This window comes from Stenotrophomonas sp. 14P6.2.3, assembly GCF_057799055.1.
Window position 1 is genome coordinate 15,368 of record NZ_JBYOLA010000026.1, and the last position, 15,128, is coordinate 30,495.

At 66.1% G+C, this 15,128-nt stretch carries 12 protein-coding genes; 4 read left to right on the forward strand and 8 right to left on the reverse strand.

Going from position 1 to position 15,128, the window contains the following annotated elements; translation table 11 throughout:
* Positions 1–107: 107 nt before the first annotated feature.
* Entirely contained in the window at positions 108–1,475 is a 1,368-nt protein-coding gene (gene glmU, locus AC27VL_RS16750) for a bifunctional UDP-N-acetylglucosamine diphosphorylase/glucosamine-1-phosphate N-acetyltransferase GlmU (RefSeq protein ID WP_488767465.1), read from the forward strand.
* Positions 1,444–1,977, forward strand: coding sequence for a GNAT family N-acetyltransferase (locus AC27VL_RS16755; RefSeq protein WP_488767467.1), 534 nt, complete (start codon positions 1,444–1,446; stop codon positions 1,975–1,977). Before glmU ends, AC27VL_RS16755 begins: the two co-directional genes overlap by 32 nt.
* A gap of 554 nt (positions 1,978–2,531) precedes the next feature.
* Here AC27VL_RS16755 and AC27VL_RS16760 read toward each other — a convergent pair.
* The 7 genes from AC27VL_RS16760 to AC27VL_RS16790 all read right to left on the reverse strand — a co-directional run bounded on the left by AC27VL_RS16760 (position 2,532) and on the right by AC27VL_RS16790 (position 10,349).
* A complete protein-coding gene (locus AC27VL_RS16760; RefSeq protein ID WP_100553622.1) occupies positions 2,532–3,893 on the reverse strand; it encodes a sensor histidine kinase in 1,362 nt (453 codons plus the stop codon).
* Positions 3,890–5,236 carry a sigma-54-dependent transcriptional regulator gene (locus tag AC27VL_RS16765; protein ID WP_488767469.1) on the reverse strand — a complete coding sequence of 449 codons (1,347 nt, stop codon included), beginning with the start codon at positions 5,234–5,236 and terminating at the stop codon, positions 3,890–3,892. The genes AC27VL_RS16760 and AC27VL_RS16765 overlap by 4 nt, the downstream gene beginning before the upstream one ends.
* A gap of 136 nt (positions 5,237–5,372) precedes the next feature.
* Complete coding sequence (locus AC27VL_RS16770; protein WP_483023905.1) at positions 5,373–5,765, reverse strand: PDZ domain-containing protein; 393 nt, start codon at positions 5,763–5,765, stop codon at positions 5,373–5,375.
* Between the two features lies 1 nt (position 5,766).
* The gene (locus AC27VL_RS16775; protein WP_488767471.1) at positions 5,767–6,981 is read right to left on the reverse strand and encodes an ABC transporter permease; all 1,215 of its coding nucleotides are present in this window, start codon (positions 6,979–6,981) and stop codon (positions 5,767–5,769) included.
* A 21-nt stretch (positions 6,982–7,002) separates the two neighbouring features.
* Positions 7,003–8,307 carry an ABC transporter permease gene (locus tag AC27VL_RS16780; protein WP_180165527.1) on the reverse strand — a complete coding sequence of 435 codons (1,305 nt, stop codon included), beginning with the start codon at positions 8,305–8,307 and terminating at the stop codon, positions 7,003–7,005.
* A 10-nt stretch (positions 8,308–8,317) separates the two neighbouring features.
* Positions 8,318–9,040 (reverse strand): ABC transporter ATP-binding protein, encoded by a 723-nt coding sequence (locus AC27VL_RS16785; RefSeq protein WP_032976565.1) that lies wholly within the window; start codon positions 9,038–9,040, stop codon positions 8,318–8,320.
* A 31-nt stretch (positions 9,041–9,071) separates the two neighbouring features.
* On the reverse strand, positions 9,072–10,349 hold the full coding sequence (locus AC27VL_RS16790; RefSeq protein ID WP_488767473.1) for an efflux RND transporter periplasmic adaptor subunit: 1,278 nt from the start codon (positions 10,347–10,349) through the stop codon (positions 9,072–9,074).
* A 216-nt stretch (positions 10,350–10,565) separates the two neighbouring features.
* Between AC27VL_RS16790 and glmS the strand changes: the two genes are divergently transcribed.
* Positions 10,566–12,404, forward strand: a complete 1,839-nt coding sequence (gene glmS, locus AC27VL_RS16795; protein ID WP_108266649.1) for a glutamine--fructose-6-phosphate transaminase (isomerizing) — start codon at positions 10,566–10,568, stop codon at positions 12,402–12,404.
* 313 nt (positions 12,405–12,717) lie between these two features.
* On the opposite strand, the gene AC27VL_RS16800 is transcribed toward glmS, so the two are convergent.
* Positions 12,718–13,437, reverse strand: a complete 720-nt coding sequence (locus tag AC27VL_RS16800) for an AraC family transcriptional regulator (RefSeq protein WP_207764206.1) — start codon at positions 13,435–13,437, stop codon at positions 12,718–12,720.
* 152 nt (positions 13,438–13,589) lie between these two features.
* On the opposite strand from AC27VL_RS16800, the gene AC27VL_RS16805 reads away from it, so the two are divergent.
* Entirely contained in the window at positions 13,590–15,056 is a 1,467-nt protein-coding gene (locus AC27VL_RS16805; protein WP_488767475.1) for an efflux transporter outer membrane subunit, read from the forward strand.
* The last annotated feature ends 72 nt before the right edge of the window (positions 15,057–15,128 follow it).

Here is a 15,128-nt window from a genome sequence, read left to right on the forward strand (position 1 = left end):
TGAGAAGTCGTTCCTTCAAGGAATTCACGGTTCACGTCAGGCAGGGAAAGAGCTCGGCTATCCTATCAGCCAGTCCTCAGATTGCCGCCGCTGCGTGGCCCCTCTCCATGACCCAACCCCTGCACGTGATCATCCTCGCCGCTGGCGCCGGCAAGCGCATGAAGTCGTTGCTGCCCAAGGTAATGCAGCCGATTGCCGGTCAGCCGATGCTGGCGCATGTGATCGCCACGGCGCGCGAACTGCAGCCGGCTGCCATCCACGTGGTGTACGGCCACGGTGGGGACCAGGTGCGACACTACTTCGCTGACCAGCCGGACCTGTTGTGGGCTGAACAAGCGCAGCAGCTGGGTACCGGCCACGCCGTTGCCCAGGCCATGCCGGAGGTGCCCGATGCCGCGCAGGTGCTGGTGTTGTACGGTGATGTGCCCTTGATCCGTGCGCAGACCCTGCGCGATCTGCTGGCGCAACCGGGCCGGCTGGCCGTGCTGGTTGCCGATGTCGAGGATCCCACCGGCTATGGTCGCGTGCTGCGCGATGCCGAAGGCAAGGTGGGGGCGATCGTCGAGCAGAAGGATGCCGATGACGAACAGCGCCGGGTGCGCATCATCAACACCGGCATCATCACTGCCGAGTCGACCGCGCTGCGCCGTTGGCTGTCACAGCTGTCCAACAGCAACGCACAGGGCGAGTATTACCTGACCGATGTGTTCGCCTTCGCCGCCCGCGAGTTCACTCCGGCGGAGATGGCCCTGGTGGCCGATGCGCAGGACGCGGAAGGCGCGAACGATCCATGGCAGCTCTCGCAGCTGGAACGCGCCTGGCAACGTCGCGCAGTGCGCGCGCTGTGCATCCAGGGCGCGCGCGTGCGGGATCCGGCGCGGGTGGACATCCGCGGTGAAGTGATCGTCGGCAGCGACGTGATGATCGATGTCGATGTGATCCTGGAAGGCAAGGTGGTGCTCGGTGATGGCGTGACCGTCGGTCCCTTCACCCGGCTGAAGGACGTCACGCTCGGCGCGGGCACCGAGGTGCGCGCGCACTGCGATGTCGAAGGCGTCGTCAGCGAGGGGGCGGCACAGATCGGCCCGTTCGCGCGCCTGCGCCCCGGCACCGTGCTGGCCGATGGCGTGCACGTGGGCAACTTCGTGGAAACCAAGAAAGTCACGCTGGGGGTGGGCAGCAAGGCCAACCACCTGACCTATCTGGGCGATGCGGTGATCGGCAGCAAGGTCAACATCGGTGCGGGCACCATCACCTGCAACTACGACGGCGTGAACAAGTCGACCACCACCATCGGTGACAACGCCTTCATCGGCTCCAACAGTTCGCTGGTGGCGCCGGTGCTGATCGGTGAAGGGGCGACGATCGCTGCAGGTTCGGTCATCACCCGCACTGCGCCGGACGGCAAGCTGACCGTGGCCCGTGCACGCCAGGAAACGATCGATGGCTGGCAGCGTCCCATCAAGAAAAGCTGAGCCGAGGCCACCGCGCGTCGGCGAACTCGACGCATTGCCCCGCATCGAACAGCGTGCGGGCGAACTGCTGCGCGGGCATGAGGCGTACCCGGTGTTCGCCGGTCATGGACTGGATCTGCTCACGCTGCAGGCTGGACTGCAGCGTGACCAGCTGTGGGTCATCGACGGCGCGGATGGCAGCATCGCCGGCTACCTGCTGGGCGGTGCGCTCGATGGTGATTTCCACGTGCTGCAGATGGATGTGGATCCCGGCCATGCGCGGCGTGGCTACGGGCGAGCGCTGCTGCGCCATGCGCTGGCCGGGGCCAAGGTGCGTGGCTACGCTGCCGCAGTGCTGACGACGCTGTTCGATGTGCCGTGGAATGCGCCTTTCTACGCCAGCGAAGGATTCAACGTGCTGCCGGAGCCAGGGTGGGGCGCGGGCCTGCGAGGGGTGATGGCCGAGGAAGCCGGGCTGGGATTTCCGATGCACCTGCGGGTGGCGATGCGACGGGTGCTTTAGTTTTGCTTCTTCTGTTGATTGCTGATGGTTGCTCATCTTTCATGGGTGTCACTTTTCTTTGTACGCAAAGAAAAGTAACCAAAAGAAACGTTCCGCCGGCCGCGAGCCGATGCTGCGCATCGGTGCCCTGCGCTCCTCGGCGAATCAGGGGCCGGTGCCGAACTCGCTGCGCTCAGACATCGGCACCTTTTCGCCCCTGATTCCCCTGCGGTGCTCGGCTCGCTTCAAGGCGGCCCCAAGTCAAACCCCACAGCTGCACCCAGTAGATCCACGCCATGCGTGGATGCTTTTGCTTTGCTTCTCGAGTCCGCCTTGAAGCGAGCCGAGCACCGCAGGGCCGGCGAGGGCGAAGAGGCGCGGGTGTCTGAGCGAAGCGAGTTCCCGCGCCGTCCCTCGACGGACCGAGGAGCGCAGGGTACCGGCGTGCGCAGCACGACGGCTCGCGGACCGGCGGCGCGTTTCTTTTGGTTACTTTTCTTTTCGCGCGAAAAGAAAAGTGACACCCATGAACAATGATCAACCTTCAGCCATCAACAGAAGAAGGAAGAACAAACCTACCCCACCGGCAACAGGATCGACACGCACAGCCCGCCGTCGGTGCGGTTCTGCAGCGATACCCTGCCGCCGTGCGCCTCGACGATCTCGCGGGTGAGTGCCAGCCCCAGCCCGGTGCCATTGCGCTTGGTCGAATAGAACGGCATCAGCGCATTCTGCAGCACCTGTTCGTTCATGCCCTTGCCCCGGTCCAGCACATCCAGCCGCAACCACTGCGGCAGCCGGGTCAGCTGCACTTGCACGTCGTCGTTCGGCGGATCTGCTTCGGCGCAGGCCTCGTGCGCGTTCTTCAGCAGGTTGAGCAGGGCCTGGCCGAACTGGGCGATGTCGATCCGGCTGCTCAGCTCCTCGTCGAGTTCACGCTCCATCGTGAACGGAATCTGCTGGCACAGGCTGGACAGGAACGGCGCCCAGTGCACGGTCTGCAGCTGCGGCTGCGGCAGCTTGGCGAAACGTGCGTAGCCCCGGATGAAGCCTTCCAGATGCCGTGCGCGGTCTTCAATGGTGGTGAAGATCTCCGGCAGCCGGTCGAAGCGTTCGCGCTTGACCAGTTCGCCGCCGGAGTGTGCCAGCGATGCGATCGGCGCCAGCGAGTTGTTGAGCTCGTGGCTGATCACCCGGATCACCTTCTTCCAGGTCTGCACTTCCTGCCGGCGCAGTTCGGCAGTGAGCTGGCGTACCAGCAGCAGGTCATGCGGACGGCCGTTGAGCTGGAACGCGCGGCGCGAGAGGTGATAGACCTGTTCGTCGTCCTCGTCTCCCTCCACGCCGTCTTCGTGTTCCGACTTCACCGCGAACAGACTGTCGCCGCCGCGGCCGATGGCATCGCGCAGCTCAACCGGCAGCTGCTCGAGCACGTCTTCCATGCGCTGGCCTTCCAGCTTCCAGCCGCCGTGCAGCAGCTTGCGCGCCGCCAGGTTGGAGAACACCACGCGGGAAATGCCATCGCCACCGGCAGCGATCAGCAGCATTGCCACCGGTGTGTTCTGCACCATGGTGTCCAGCAGCAGTTCGCGCTGCACCAGGCCCTGGCGCTGTGCGCGCAGCACCTCGCCCAGTTCGCGGTGTGCCTGCACCAGGTCACCCAGTTCGTCGTTGCCGGGCCAGTAGATGCCGAAGTTGTACTCACCGTCGCGGTAGCTGCTGGTGGTCCCGGACAGCGCCCGCATCAACGAGCGCACCGGTGCGGTGGCGCGGCGCAGCGTCCACCACATCAATGACAGCAGGATGATCGTGGAGACCGTGGTCACCACCCAGCCATGGTCCATCCAGTAGGCCAGCAGCCACGGCAGCGCAGCAGACAACGCCAGCACCGGCAGCAGGCGCAGGAACAGGCGGAAGGTGAAGGAGCGTCGTTTCATTCGCGTGGGATGCCGTGACGGTCCATGCGCCGGTACAGCGCCTGCCGGCTCAGTCCAAGCTCGTTGGCCGCCTGCGCGATGACCCCGTGGTTGCGCGCCAGCACTTCTTCGATGCGTGCGCGGTCGGGATCATTGCCGGCGCTCGGCGTCGGGCGCGGCGCAGCAGGCGCGCGCGGCAGGTTGAGATCGGCTACCTCGATGCGGTTGCCGGTGGCCAGCAGTTCGGCACGCTGGATCACGTTGCGCAGCTCGCGCACGTTGCCCGGCCACAGATGCCGCTGCAGCGCACTGGCCGCCGCGTTGGACAGCGGCTTGCCGATGCTGAGGAAATGCTCGGCCAACGGCACGATGTCGCCGGGGCGGTCGGCCAGTGGCGGCAGCGTCAGTTCCACCGTGTTGAGCCGGTAGTAGAGGTCTTCGCGGAACGTACCCTCGCGGATCATCGCCGGCAGATCGGCATTGGTCGCACTGACCACGCGCACCTTGACTTGGCGTTCGCGGTTGGAGCCCAGGCGTTCGAAGCGCCCGGTCTCCAGCACGCGCAGCAGCTTCATCTGCCCGCCCAGCGACAGGTTGCCGATTTCATCCAGGAACAGCGTGCCGCCATCGGCCGCCTCGAACTTGCCTTCGCGCGCCTTGTTGGCGCCGGTATAGGCGCCGGCCTCGGCACCGAACAGCTCGGCCTCGATCAGTTCGGAGGGCAGGGCGCCGCAGTTCACTGCAACGAACGGGCCCTTGGCCACCAGCGAGTTGGCCTGGATGATCTGCGCGATCTTCTCCTTGCCCGCGCCATTGGGGCCGGTGATCAGCACCGGCAGCTCCGAGCGCGCGACCTGGCAGGCCAGGGCGATCACCCGTTCGCTGGCGGGGTCGGCGAACACCGCGCCGCACAACGCGTACTTGTCTTCCAGTGCATGGCGCTGGCGTTGCTCGCGCTGGCGTCGCTGGTCCAGTTCGCGCCGCGCTTCGGACAGTTCCAGCAGGTTGTTGACCGTGGTCAGCAGCTTGCGGTCATCCCAGGGTTTGGCCAGGTAATCGGCGGCACCGGCCTTGACCAGGTCCACCGCACTGCTCAGGTGGGTCCACGCAGTCAGCAGGATCACCGGCAGGTCGGGGTGGCGTTCGCGGATCTGCGCGAACAGTGCCTCGCCTTCCTCGCCAGAGGTGGTGTCCTCGCTGAAGTTCATGTCCTGGATCACCAGGTCGACCGCCTGTGACTCCAGCAGCGCCAGCCCTTCGGCCGGGCTCTGCGCCAGCAGGGTGTCGATGTCGTGCAGGGAGAACAGCACGTCCAGCGCGGTTCCCACGCTGGCGTTGTCGTCGATGATCAGGATCGCAGGCATTCGGCGGCTTCTGGGAGGGCAGGGAAGCGCCGGAAAGCGTCGGCGCCGCGCACGGAAAAGGGTGGATGACGCCGGAGCTTTCGGCGCCACCCACCAAGCATAGCCAAACCGATGGCGGCGCAGGAGCCGCCGGGCCTCAGCGCCGCGGCGGAGGCGGAGGCGGGGGAGCCGGCGGTGGTGGTGGCGGCGCCAGTGCGGGGCGCCACTGGGCCACGTTCACCGGCACGGTGAGCATCCGGCCATCGCGCCGCAGCAGCAGGTAGACGGTGGCCGTCGATGCCGCCTGCACGGCGTCGGCGAGCTGCTCGATCTGCCGCACCGGCGAATCGTCCACGCGCAGGATGCGGTCGCCGCTGCGCACACCGAAGCGGGCTTCCGGGCTGGCCACATCCACCCGCACCACGCCCTCGGTCGAGCGCAGCGCCAGCCGCGCATCGTCCTGGCGCCACTCCAGCGTCTGCGCGCTGCTGCTGCCGGCGAGTACCGGCAGCGGCAGGGCCAACAACACCAGCAGCAGGCCGGCGCGCATCTCACGCCCCCCGCGTGGCGACGGCAGGCGGCACGGCAGCGGCACGGCGGGCCGGGCCGAACACCGCGATCTGGCCCAGCATCCACAGCAGTACCGCGCCCAGCGGCAGGTACAGCAGCGGCATGCGCGGCAGCTCGTACATGTTCATCAGCGCCAGGTTGATGGCATAGGCCGCCAGCATGCCCAGCACGATGCCCAGCGTGGCCAGCAGGAAGTTCTCGGTCTGGAAGTAGCGCAGGATCTGCCCACGGGTGGCGCCCAATGCGCGGCGGATGCCGATCTGCTTGCTGCGCTGCTGCACCCAGAAGCTGGCCAGGCCGACGATGCCCAGTGCGGTGACCACCAGCAGCGCGATGCACACGGTAACCAGCAGGCCGACCATCGAGCGGTCGTTCTTGAAGTAGTCGGCGCGCTGTTCCTGGTAGGTCAGTTTCTCGCGTACCAGGCGGTTGGGGTCGTTGTGCTCCAACGCAGCCAGCGCACCCTTCAGCACTTCATCGCGGCGTTCCGGCGAAGTGCGCAGCATGTACGGGCCGCGGGTGAAGTCGGTACGCACCGGCAGCATCATCGACAAGGTGCTGTTGTCGTTGTAGTCGGTCGGTGTCGCCAGGTGGGCGACCACGCCCACCACATGCAGGCCCTGGTTGCCCATGTAGAACGTCTTGCCCAGCGCGCTCTGGTCCGGGTACATCTTGGCGGCGACCTGCTGGTTGATGATCACCGGCGCGGCGCGGTCAGGCTTGGGATTCTTCTGCGCCTCCTCGTAGTCGATGTACTCGCTGGGCAGGAAATCACGGCCGGCGACCAGCTGCAGGCCCAGTGTCGGCAGGGCGTTCTCGCTGAACATGTACAGTGAAACGAAGGCGGTGGGGCGTTCCTGGTCACGTTCGCGCGAGATGCTGGTGTTGCTCGAGTTGCGGCGGAACGGCAGCTGGTTGACCTTGGTCACGTTGGTCACGCCGGGGAGCGCGCGCAGCGACGCCAGGTCTTCGTTGGTGCGGGCCATGGCGTTGGTCTGCTTGCCGATGCCGTTGACCCGGACCATCACCAGTTCGTTCTCGACCAGGCCGCTGGGCTGGCTGATCTTTTCCACGCGCTGGGTGACCAGGAACAGGGCATTGCAGACGATGGCGCAGGTCAGGGCAATTTCCAGCACGATCAATGCGGCTGCGGTCTTGTGCCGGCGCAGGGTGCTGAGGATGGGGCGGATGTCCATGGGAAGTCCTCGTTCTCGTGCTTACTGCGACTTGAGCTGGATGGCCGGGGTGACCTGCATCGCGCGCCAGGCGGGCAGGAAGCCGGCAGCGATGCTGGCGAGCAGGGTCAGGCCGAGGGAGAGCAGCAGCATGCTGCCGTCCAGGTGGGCCAACTTGGCGTAGTCCACCGGCTGCTGGCGTACCGCGTACAGGCCCAGCAGCGCCAGGCCGATACCGAGCACGCCACCGACCACGCCCACCGCACCCGCTTCGACCAGGCACTGCAGGAAGATCTGCCCGCGGCTGGCGCCCAGTGCGCGACGCACACCGATTTCACCGCTGCGGCGCAGGAACTTGGCCAGCAGCAGGCCGACGGTGTTGACCAGGCAGACACCGAGGAAACCCAGCGCCAGCCACATCTGCAGGCGCACGTCGCTAGGCACTGCATTGTTGAAGGTCAGCCACTCCATCACGCTGCGCAGGCGCACGTTGGCAGGGCGTTCGAAACGGCCGGCAGCCCGCTGCTGGTCGGAATAGTTGACCAGATAGCGGCGGTAGTCTTCGGCCTTGGACGGGTCAAGCTCCACCCAGTACTGGATCCAGGTACACGGAGCGTTGATCGAATTGCTGTCGTCGTCGGGGGCGCCGTCGCGGAAGCAGTTCATGTTGCCGTTGCTGCCGAACTTCAGGTCCATCGCGGTGGACAGCGGCATCATCAGATCCTCTTCGCGGCCGTAGTTGCCCACGGTCAGGTCGAAGAAGTGCGGTTCCGGATTCCAGGTGTCCATCACGCCGATCACGCGCAGGGAATGGCCATCGACACGGACCTGGCGGCCGACACTGTCCGCACCCTGGAACAGCTTGTCGTTGATCACCTTGGACAGCACCACCACGCGGGCGCGGCCGTCATCGTCGCTGGCCGTCCAGGCGCGGCCATACAGCATCGGCACGTTGAACATCGGGAAGAAATCGGCCGAGGTCCAGCGCGTATCGATGTTGAACGGCTTCAACGTGCTGCCTTCCGGCTCGACGGTCACATCGCCGGCACTCATCATCGCCTGGCGCTCACCACGCTTCTCGCGCAGCAGCGTCTCGGCATCGAAACGGGTCATCTGGGTCTCCGGCTCTTCGCCGGTCAGGTAACCCGAACGCGGGCGCGGATCGACCTGCACGTAGAACAGGCGGTCGCTCTTGTCCGGGATCGGATCGCCGGACAGCACATGGAACACGGTCAGGGTGGTCATCGAAGCACCGATGCCCAGCGCGATGGCTACCACCATCAGCGCGGTCAGTACCTTGTTGCGGCGGAAGCTGCGCACCGCCAGTCGGGCGTAGTAGGCGAACATGGTCGTGCCCTCACTCGTTGACGGCGACGATGCGACGCGGGGTGGCCAGCACCGGCTCGCGCACCAGGTCGGTGACCTGGCCGTCGACGATGTGTACGTTGCGCTGCGCGCGCGCGGCCAGTTCCGGGTCGTGGGTGACCATCACGATGGTGGTGCCGGCGGCGTTGATCTCCTCCAGCAGCTCCATCACCCCGCGCGCCATCTGCGTGTCCAGGTTGCCGGTCGGTTCGTCGGCCAGCAGCAGGCGCGGGCTGCCGGCCAGGGCACGGGCAATCGCCGCGCGCTGCTGCTGGCCGCCGGAGAGTTCGTTCGGGTAGTGCTTCATGCGCGAGCCCAGGCCGACCTGGCTCAGCGCCTTCTCGATGCGCTCGCGGCGCTCGCCGGCGCTCATTTTGCGGTAGCGCAGCGGCACGTCCACGTTGTCGAACAGGTTGAGGTCCGGAATCAGGTTGAAGCCCTGGAAGATGAAGCCGATCTTCTGGTTGCGCAGGCGGCTGCGCGCATCATCGCCAAGCTTGCTGACGTCCTGGCCATCCAGCATGTAGGTGCCGCTGGTGAAGGTTTCCAGCAGGCCGGCGATGTTGAGGAAGGTGGTCTTGCCGGAGCCGGACGGACCGGTGACGGCGACGAACTCGCCTTCCTTGACCTGCAGTTCCAGTGAACGCAGCGCGTGGGTTTCCACCTGTTCGGTACGGAAGACTTTGGCGACCGAACGCATTTCGAGCATGTACATGGGGTGTCCTCTCTCCAGGATGTATGGGTTGTCAGTTGACGGAGACGCGTTCGGCGTCCTTGAACAGGTCGCTGCCCGAGACCACGATGCGGTCTCCCGGCTGCACACCCGACTTGATTTCCACTTCGCCCAGGCTGCTGACGCCCAGTTCGATCGGACGGCGCACCGCGGTGCGGCCATCCATCACGTACGCCACGCCGTTGCCCTGTTCCACGAACGGGCCACGCTCGACCTTCATGACATTCCTGCGGGTATCCAGCAGCACCCGCACCGACATCCGCTGGCTCTGGCGCAGGCCTTCAGGCTGGGCGGCGGCAAAGCGGACGCGGGCGTTGACCTCGCCATTGACCACTTCCGGCGACACCGCACTGATCTCGCCCGGGAACGGCTGGCCATTGCCACCGGTCAACTGCGCCGGCATGCCGATCGCCAGATCGCGCGCGAAGCTTTCCGGCACCTTGATTTCGACTTCGAACTTGGACAGATCGACCACGCCGAGCACTGGTGCGTTGGCGGCAAGGTTGGTGGCCTGGGTGGCCTGTACCTGACCGACCTGGCCATCGAACGGTGCGCGCAGGGTCAGCGCATCGACCTGGCGCTGCACTTCGGCCACCACGGCCTTCTGGCGGTCGGCCAGCAAGCGCTTGTTGCGTGCGTCCAGATCCGCGCCCTGGCTCTGCAGGCGCGCATCGGTGGTGGCATTGGCCAGGCTGATGTCGGCCTTCTTCAGGGTGTCCTGGGCCTTGGCCAGATCGATCTGCGGCACCGCACCGCCATCGAAGCCGCGCTGGTAGCGCTGCAGGTCGCGGTCGGCGGCCTGGCGCTCGATGCTGGCCTGATCGGTTTCCTTGCGCGATTTGGCACGGGCCAGGGTGGCATCCAGGTTGGCGCGGCTGGCCTCGGCTTCCAGACCCGCCAGGGTGGCCTCCTCCTGGGCGAGCTTGCTGCGCAGCTCGGGGCTGTCGATGATCGCCAGCTCCTGGCCCTTCTTGACCACGTCACCGGCGACCACCTTCAGGTCGACGGTGCCGCCCGAGATCGCATACAGCACCGGGCTGTTGGCGGCGATCACGCGGCCGTCGGCGGCGATGTCGCGCACCAGGTCGCCGCGCTGCACTTCGGCCACGCGCACCCGGCTGCTGTCGAACGAGCGGCTGGCGTTGGACCAGGCATGCACGGCCCAGCCGATGCCGGCGAGCAGGGCGATGCCAGCCAGCGCCGGCCAGCGGTAACGGTGCCATGCGGCCTTGGGAGCACTGGCCGCAGCGGAGGAAACGATCTGGTCCTGGGCGGAGGTGTCGCGGATCATCGGGTTCGTGCCTGTCGGTGGTGCCAGAGTGGTGCCCTACACAAAGCACACAGCGTGCCAACTTTATTTCCTTTTCCATCAATGATTTGCAGAGGCGTCACTACTGTCCGGGTGTCCGCGGACACCTTTCCGGACACTTTCATTAAGCGGACAGGAGGGGGGGCTGGCGGACACGCAGGCTAGAATGCGCCGACCGTCTTCAAGGAAATGCGTGACATGTGTGGAATCGTAGGTGCGATCGCCCAACGGGATGTGGTGCCGGTCCTGATCGAAGGACTGAAGCGACTGGAATACCGTGGTTACGATTCCTCCGGTATCGCCGTGATCGACCATGCCGAGCGCGCTGACGTGCGCCGCGTGCGCCGCACCGGCCGCGTCTCTGAAATGGCCACCGCTGCCGAGGCCGAAGGCTTCACTGCCAGCCTGGGCATCGGCCACACGCGTTGGGCCACCCATGGCGGCGTCACCGAGGCGAACGCGCATCCGCACATCAGCCACGGCGTGGCGCTGGTGCACAACGGCATCATCGAGAACCATGAAGAACAGCGCGAGAAGCTGCGCGCGCTGGGTTATGCCTTCGAGTCGCAGACCGACACCGAAGTGATCGCCCACCTGATTCATCACCATCTGAAGAACGGCGATGACCTGCTGGTCGCGCTGCAGCACACGGTCAAGGAACTGACCGGTGCCTATGCACTGGCCGTGATCAGCCGTGCCGAGCCGGAACGTTTCGTCTGCGCCCGCATGGGCTGCCCGCTGCTGGTGGGTCTGGGCGAGGGCGAGAACTTCGTGGCGTCCGATGTGTCGGCCGTACTGTCGGCCACGCGCAAGGTGATCTTCCTGGAAGAGGGCGACACCGCCGAGATCCGCCGTGATGGGGTGAGCATCTTCGACGGCAACGATCAGCCGATCGAGCGCGATGTACATCTCTCCGATGTCTCGCTGGCCTCGCTGGAACTGGGCCCGTACCGCCACTTCATGCAGAAGGAAATCCACGAGCAGCCGCGTGCACTGGGCGACACCATCGAAGCGGCCATCGACGCCGGTGGCTTTCCGGCCGAACTGTTCGGCAAGAATGCCGAAGCGGTGCTGTCGGGCATCGAGGGCGTGCAGATCCTGGCCTGCGGTACCAGTTACTACTCGGGCCTGACCGCGCGCTACTGGATCGAGGCCATCGCCGGCCTGCCGTGCAGCGTGGAGATCGCCAGCGAGTACCGCTATCGCGCCGCGTATGCCAATCCCAAGCACCTGATCGTGACCATCTCCCAGTCCGGCGAAACGCTGGATACGATGGAAGCGCTGAAGTACGCCAAGTCGCTGGGCCACAAGCACACGCTGTCGATCTGCAACGTGCCGGAAAGCGCGATTCCGCGCGCCAGCGAACTGGTCTGTTACACCCGCGCCGGCGCCGAGATCGGCGTGGCATCGACCAAGGCCTTCACCACCCAGCTGGCCGCGCTGTTCCAGCTGACCGTGGTGCTGGGCAAGCTGCATGGCCGCGTCGATGCTGCGCAGGAAGCAGACTACCTGGAGCAGCTGCGTTTCCTGCCGGGCAGCGTGCAGCACGCATTGAACATGGAACCGCAGATCGCCGCATGGGCCGAGCGCTTCGCACGCAAGAGCAGTGCGCTGTTCCTGGGCCGTGGCCTGCACTATCCGATCGCCCTGGAAGGTGCGCTCAAGCTGAAGGAAATCTCGTACATCCACGCCGAAGCCTACCCGGCCGGTGAGCTCAAGCACGGGCCGCTGGCGCTGGTGGACGAAGACATGCCAGTGGTGGTGATCGCGCCCAACGACAGCCTGCTGGAGAAGGTCAAATCCAACATGCAGGAAGTGCGTGCGCGTGGCGGTGAGCTGTTCGTGTTCGCCGACCAGGACAGCAACTTCAACGAGTCCGAAGGCGTGCACGTGATCCGCACCCCGCGCCATGCCGGCGTGCTCAGCCCGGTGGTGCACACCATCCCGGTGCAGCTGCTGGCCTACCACACCGCGCTGGCACGCGGCACCGACGTGGACAAGCCGCGCAACCTGGCCAAGAGCGTTACGGTGGAATAAGGCCGGACGTGGCTGGCGGGTGATGTGCTGCCCGCGACGTGTTCGCTGTATGGAGTAGGCAAGCCTCAGGCCGCCTGAACGACGGTGTATTCCACGACGTGCTGATCAAGAACGAGGGGCGAGGGCGCGGTTGCCCTCGCCCTTCTGCGTTTCTGCAGTGGTTCGATATCGCCTTGACAATCCGGACGGCTGGCGACTGGAGCAGACGGCGGCGGCCCGCATCATCCACACCGGCCAGACTGGACGCCACCGGCAAGAGCAGACGCTTCGGCGGTGCGCACTGCAGGGAATACGTCGAATCAGTCTGCGCGGTTCATGCTTTGGAAACCAGGTACTCGGTGGGTGACACTCCAAGCGAGCGGCGGAACATCGCCGAGAAGGCACTGGGGCTCAGATAGCCATGCTCCAGCGACACTTCCAGGATGGATGCCCCCGAGGCCAGGCGGGGCAGGCTGAGCAGCAGGCACATCCGCCGCCGCCAGTCGCCGAAGCTCATCCCGACCTCGCGGTGGAACAGCCGTGCCACCGTCCGCCCGCTGACGTGCATCCGTGCGGCCAGATCGTCCAGCGTTACAGGCTCGGCAGGCTCGGCGATCATCCATTCGCACAGACGCAGCAGATGTGCGTTGCGCGGTAGTGGAACGTGCAGCCCAAGCCGCGGTGCCACTTCAATCTCGTCCAGGATCAGTTCCATGATGCGGTGGTCCCGCCCGCCATCGCGATAGTCCAGCGGTATGCCGGTGGCAGCAACGATGGCCTCGCGCAGCAGCGCGGAGACCTCGATGACCTCGCAACCGGTGGGAAGGTCCGGCCGTATCCCGGGTGCAACGTAGATGGTCCGCATCGCGACATCGCCGGCAATGCGGATCCGATGCTCCACGTTCTCTGGCATCCACACGGCCCTGCCGGATGGCACGACCCAGCTTCCCTCCGCGCTGATGACCGTCAACACCCCGGTCAGCGCGTGGATCAACTGCGCGCGCGCATGGCGGTGCGCGGCAATGTGTTCGCCGTGAGGATGTCGGGTGGCCAATGCCGCAACGGGGCGCTCGGTTGCGTGGCACGCCCTGACAGTGCGTTTTCTGTCCATATCTAGACGATGGTAGTCCGGCAGGCGGGAGAAGGACAGCGTGGCGGGTGATGTGATGTGTGTCCTGGGCACACGCCACCCCAAGTACTCCGTCAATGATTGTCTTCCGCCCTTTGCTGTTGTCTTTTCTGGTCTCTTCCGCGCTGTGTGGATGCGCGGTCGGTCCCAGCAGTTCGCCACATTCCACCCTCGCCCCGCCGCCGATGACTGTCGTCGACAACGACGCGATCACGGGTGCGCCCGCCGTGCCCCGATGGTGGCGCCTGTATGGCGACGCCACGCTGGATGCGCTGGTCATCCAGGCATTGGAAAACAATCGCGATCTGCGGGTTGCGTCGGCCAATCTGCAGTCCGCCTACGCGGTGCTCCGCGAACGCCAGGGTGATCGGCTGCCGACCACGACGGTGTCCAGCGATGTCGGCTATGGCAGCACGATGAGCGACCAGATCGCGGCCGCACTGGAGCAGACCGAAGTCCGCACCGGGCAACGTTACGGCGCGGGATTCGCAACCGGTTGGAGCCTGGATCTGTTTGGCCGGATTGCCCGATCCATCCAAGCGGCGCGGGCAGATGCCGAGGCGATCCAGGCCACCGAAGACAGCGTGCGGGTCGTCGTTGCCGCCGAAACCACGCGTGCCTACGTGGACAGTTGTGGCTACGCCTCGCGCGCCGACATTGCCCACCGCTCGCTTGCCCTGGTCAGTCGCAGCCTGGCACTGAAGACGGCCCAGCGTGATGCGGGGGATGCGACATCACTGGATGTCGCGCGTGCCGCCGCGCTGGTCGAGCAGACCCGCGCTGCCATTCCCGCGCTGGAGGCCGGTCGGCAGAATGCCCTGTATGCACTGGCCGTGCTTACCGGGAGGACGCCGGACGACCTGCCCGCAGACGCAACCAGCTGCGCCGCGGTTCCGCAGCTTGATACCCCGCTTCCGATCGGTGATGTCACCGCGCTGCTGCAGCGACGGCCGGACATCCGGGAGGCACAGCGCAGGCTGGAAGCCAGCACCGCGCGGATCGGCGTGGCTACCGCGAGCCTGTATCCCACGGTTTCCATTCTGGGCACCGTGGCCAGTTCGGCGCCGACGCCCGGCGGGTTGACCGATCACGGGTCGATCGCCTGGAACCTGGGCCCGGCCTTGTCCTGGCGCTTCCCGAACAGCAGCGCGGCGCGCGCGCAGATCGCCGATGCCGAAGCGCAGGAACACGCCGCGCTTGCGCGTTTCGATGCGGTGATCCTGGCCACATTGAAAGACGTGAAACAGGCGCTGGCGACCTACCAGGCAGCGCTGCGTCAGCACGCTGCGTTGAAGACAGCTGCCGTGCAGAGCGGTGAGGCGCTTCGACTGGCGCAGGTGGGCCGACGCGCCGGTGCGGCGAGCGAGCTGGACGTGCTCGAGGCGGAGCGCCGCGATGTCGAGGCACAGGCCATGGCCGCCTCCGCCGAGGCGGAGATCGCCTCCGACCAGATTGCGTTGTTCCGGTCGCTTGGTGGCGGCTGGGAGCAGGCGCCTGCCGTACATCTCCCCACCATCACCCGCAGTGACGACGCCGCGCGCTGATCCACTCTTTCCCCCCGCCCCCCTCGACAGACGACATGACAGACACAGACATTCCACGCGGCGCACCCTTCC

Bases quoted from the DNA above. Each gene is read 5' to 3' on its own strand.
- glmU (WP_488767465.1), top strand. From the start codon at position 108: ATGACCCAACCCCTGCACGTGATCATCCTCGCCGCTGGCGCCGGCAAG.
- AC27VL_RS16755 (WP_488767467.1), top strand. From the start codon at position 1,444: ATGGCTGGCAGCGTCCCATCAAGAAAAGCTGAGCCGAGGCCACCGCGC.
- AC27VL_RS16760 (WP_100553622.1), bottom strand. From the start codon at position 3,893: ATGAAACGACGCTCCTTCACCTTCCGCCTGTTCCTGCGCCTGCTGCCG.
- AC27VL_RS16765 (WP_488767469.1), bottom strand. From the start codon at position 5,236: ATGCCTGCGATCCTGATCATCGACGACAACGCCAGCGTGGGAACCGCG.
- AC27VL_RS16770 (WP_483023905.1), bottom strand. From the start codon at position 5,765: ATGCGCGCCGGCCTGCTGCTGGTGTTGTTGGCCCTGCCGCTGCCGGTA.
- AC27VL_RS16775 (WP_488767471.1), bottom strand. From the start codon at position 6,981: ATGGACATCCGCCCCATCCTCAGCACCCTGCGCCGGCACAAGACCGCA.
- AC27VL_RS16780 (WP_180165527.1), bottom strand. From the start codon at position 8,307: ATGTTCGCCTACTACGCCCGACTGGCGGTGCGCAGCTTCCGCCGCAAC.
- AC27VL_RS16785 (WP_032976565.1), bottom strand. From the start codon at position 9,040: ATGTACATGCTCGAAATGCGTTCGGTCGCCAAAGTCTTCCGTACCGAA.
- AC27VL_RS16790 (WP_488767473.1), bottom strand. From the start codon at position 10,349: ATGATCCGCGACACCTCCGCCCAGGACCAGATCGTTTCCTCCGCTGCG.
- glmS (WP_108266649.1), top strand. From the start codon at position 10,566: ATGTGTGGAATCGTAGGTGCGATCGCCCAACGGGATGTGGTGCCGGTC.
- AC27VL_RS16805 (WP_488767475.1), top strand. From the start codon at position 13,590: ATGATTGTCTTCCGCCCTTTGCTGTTGTCTTTTCTGGTCTCTTCCGCG.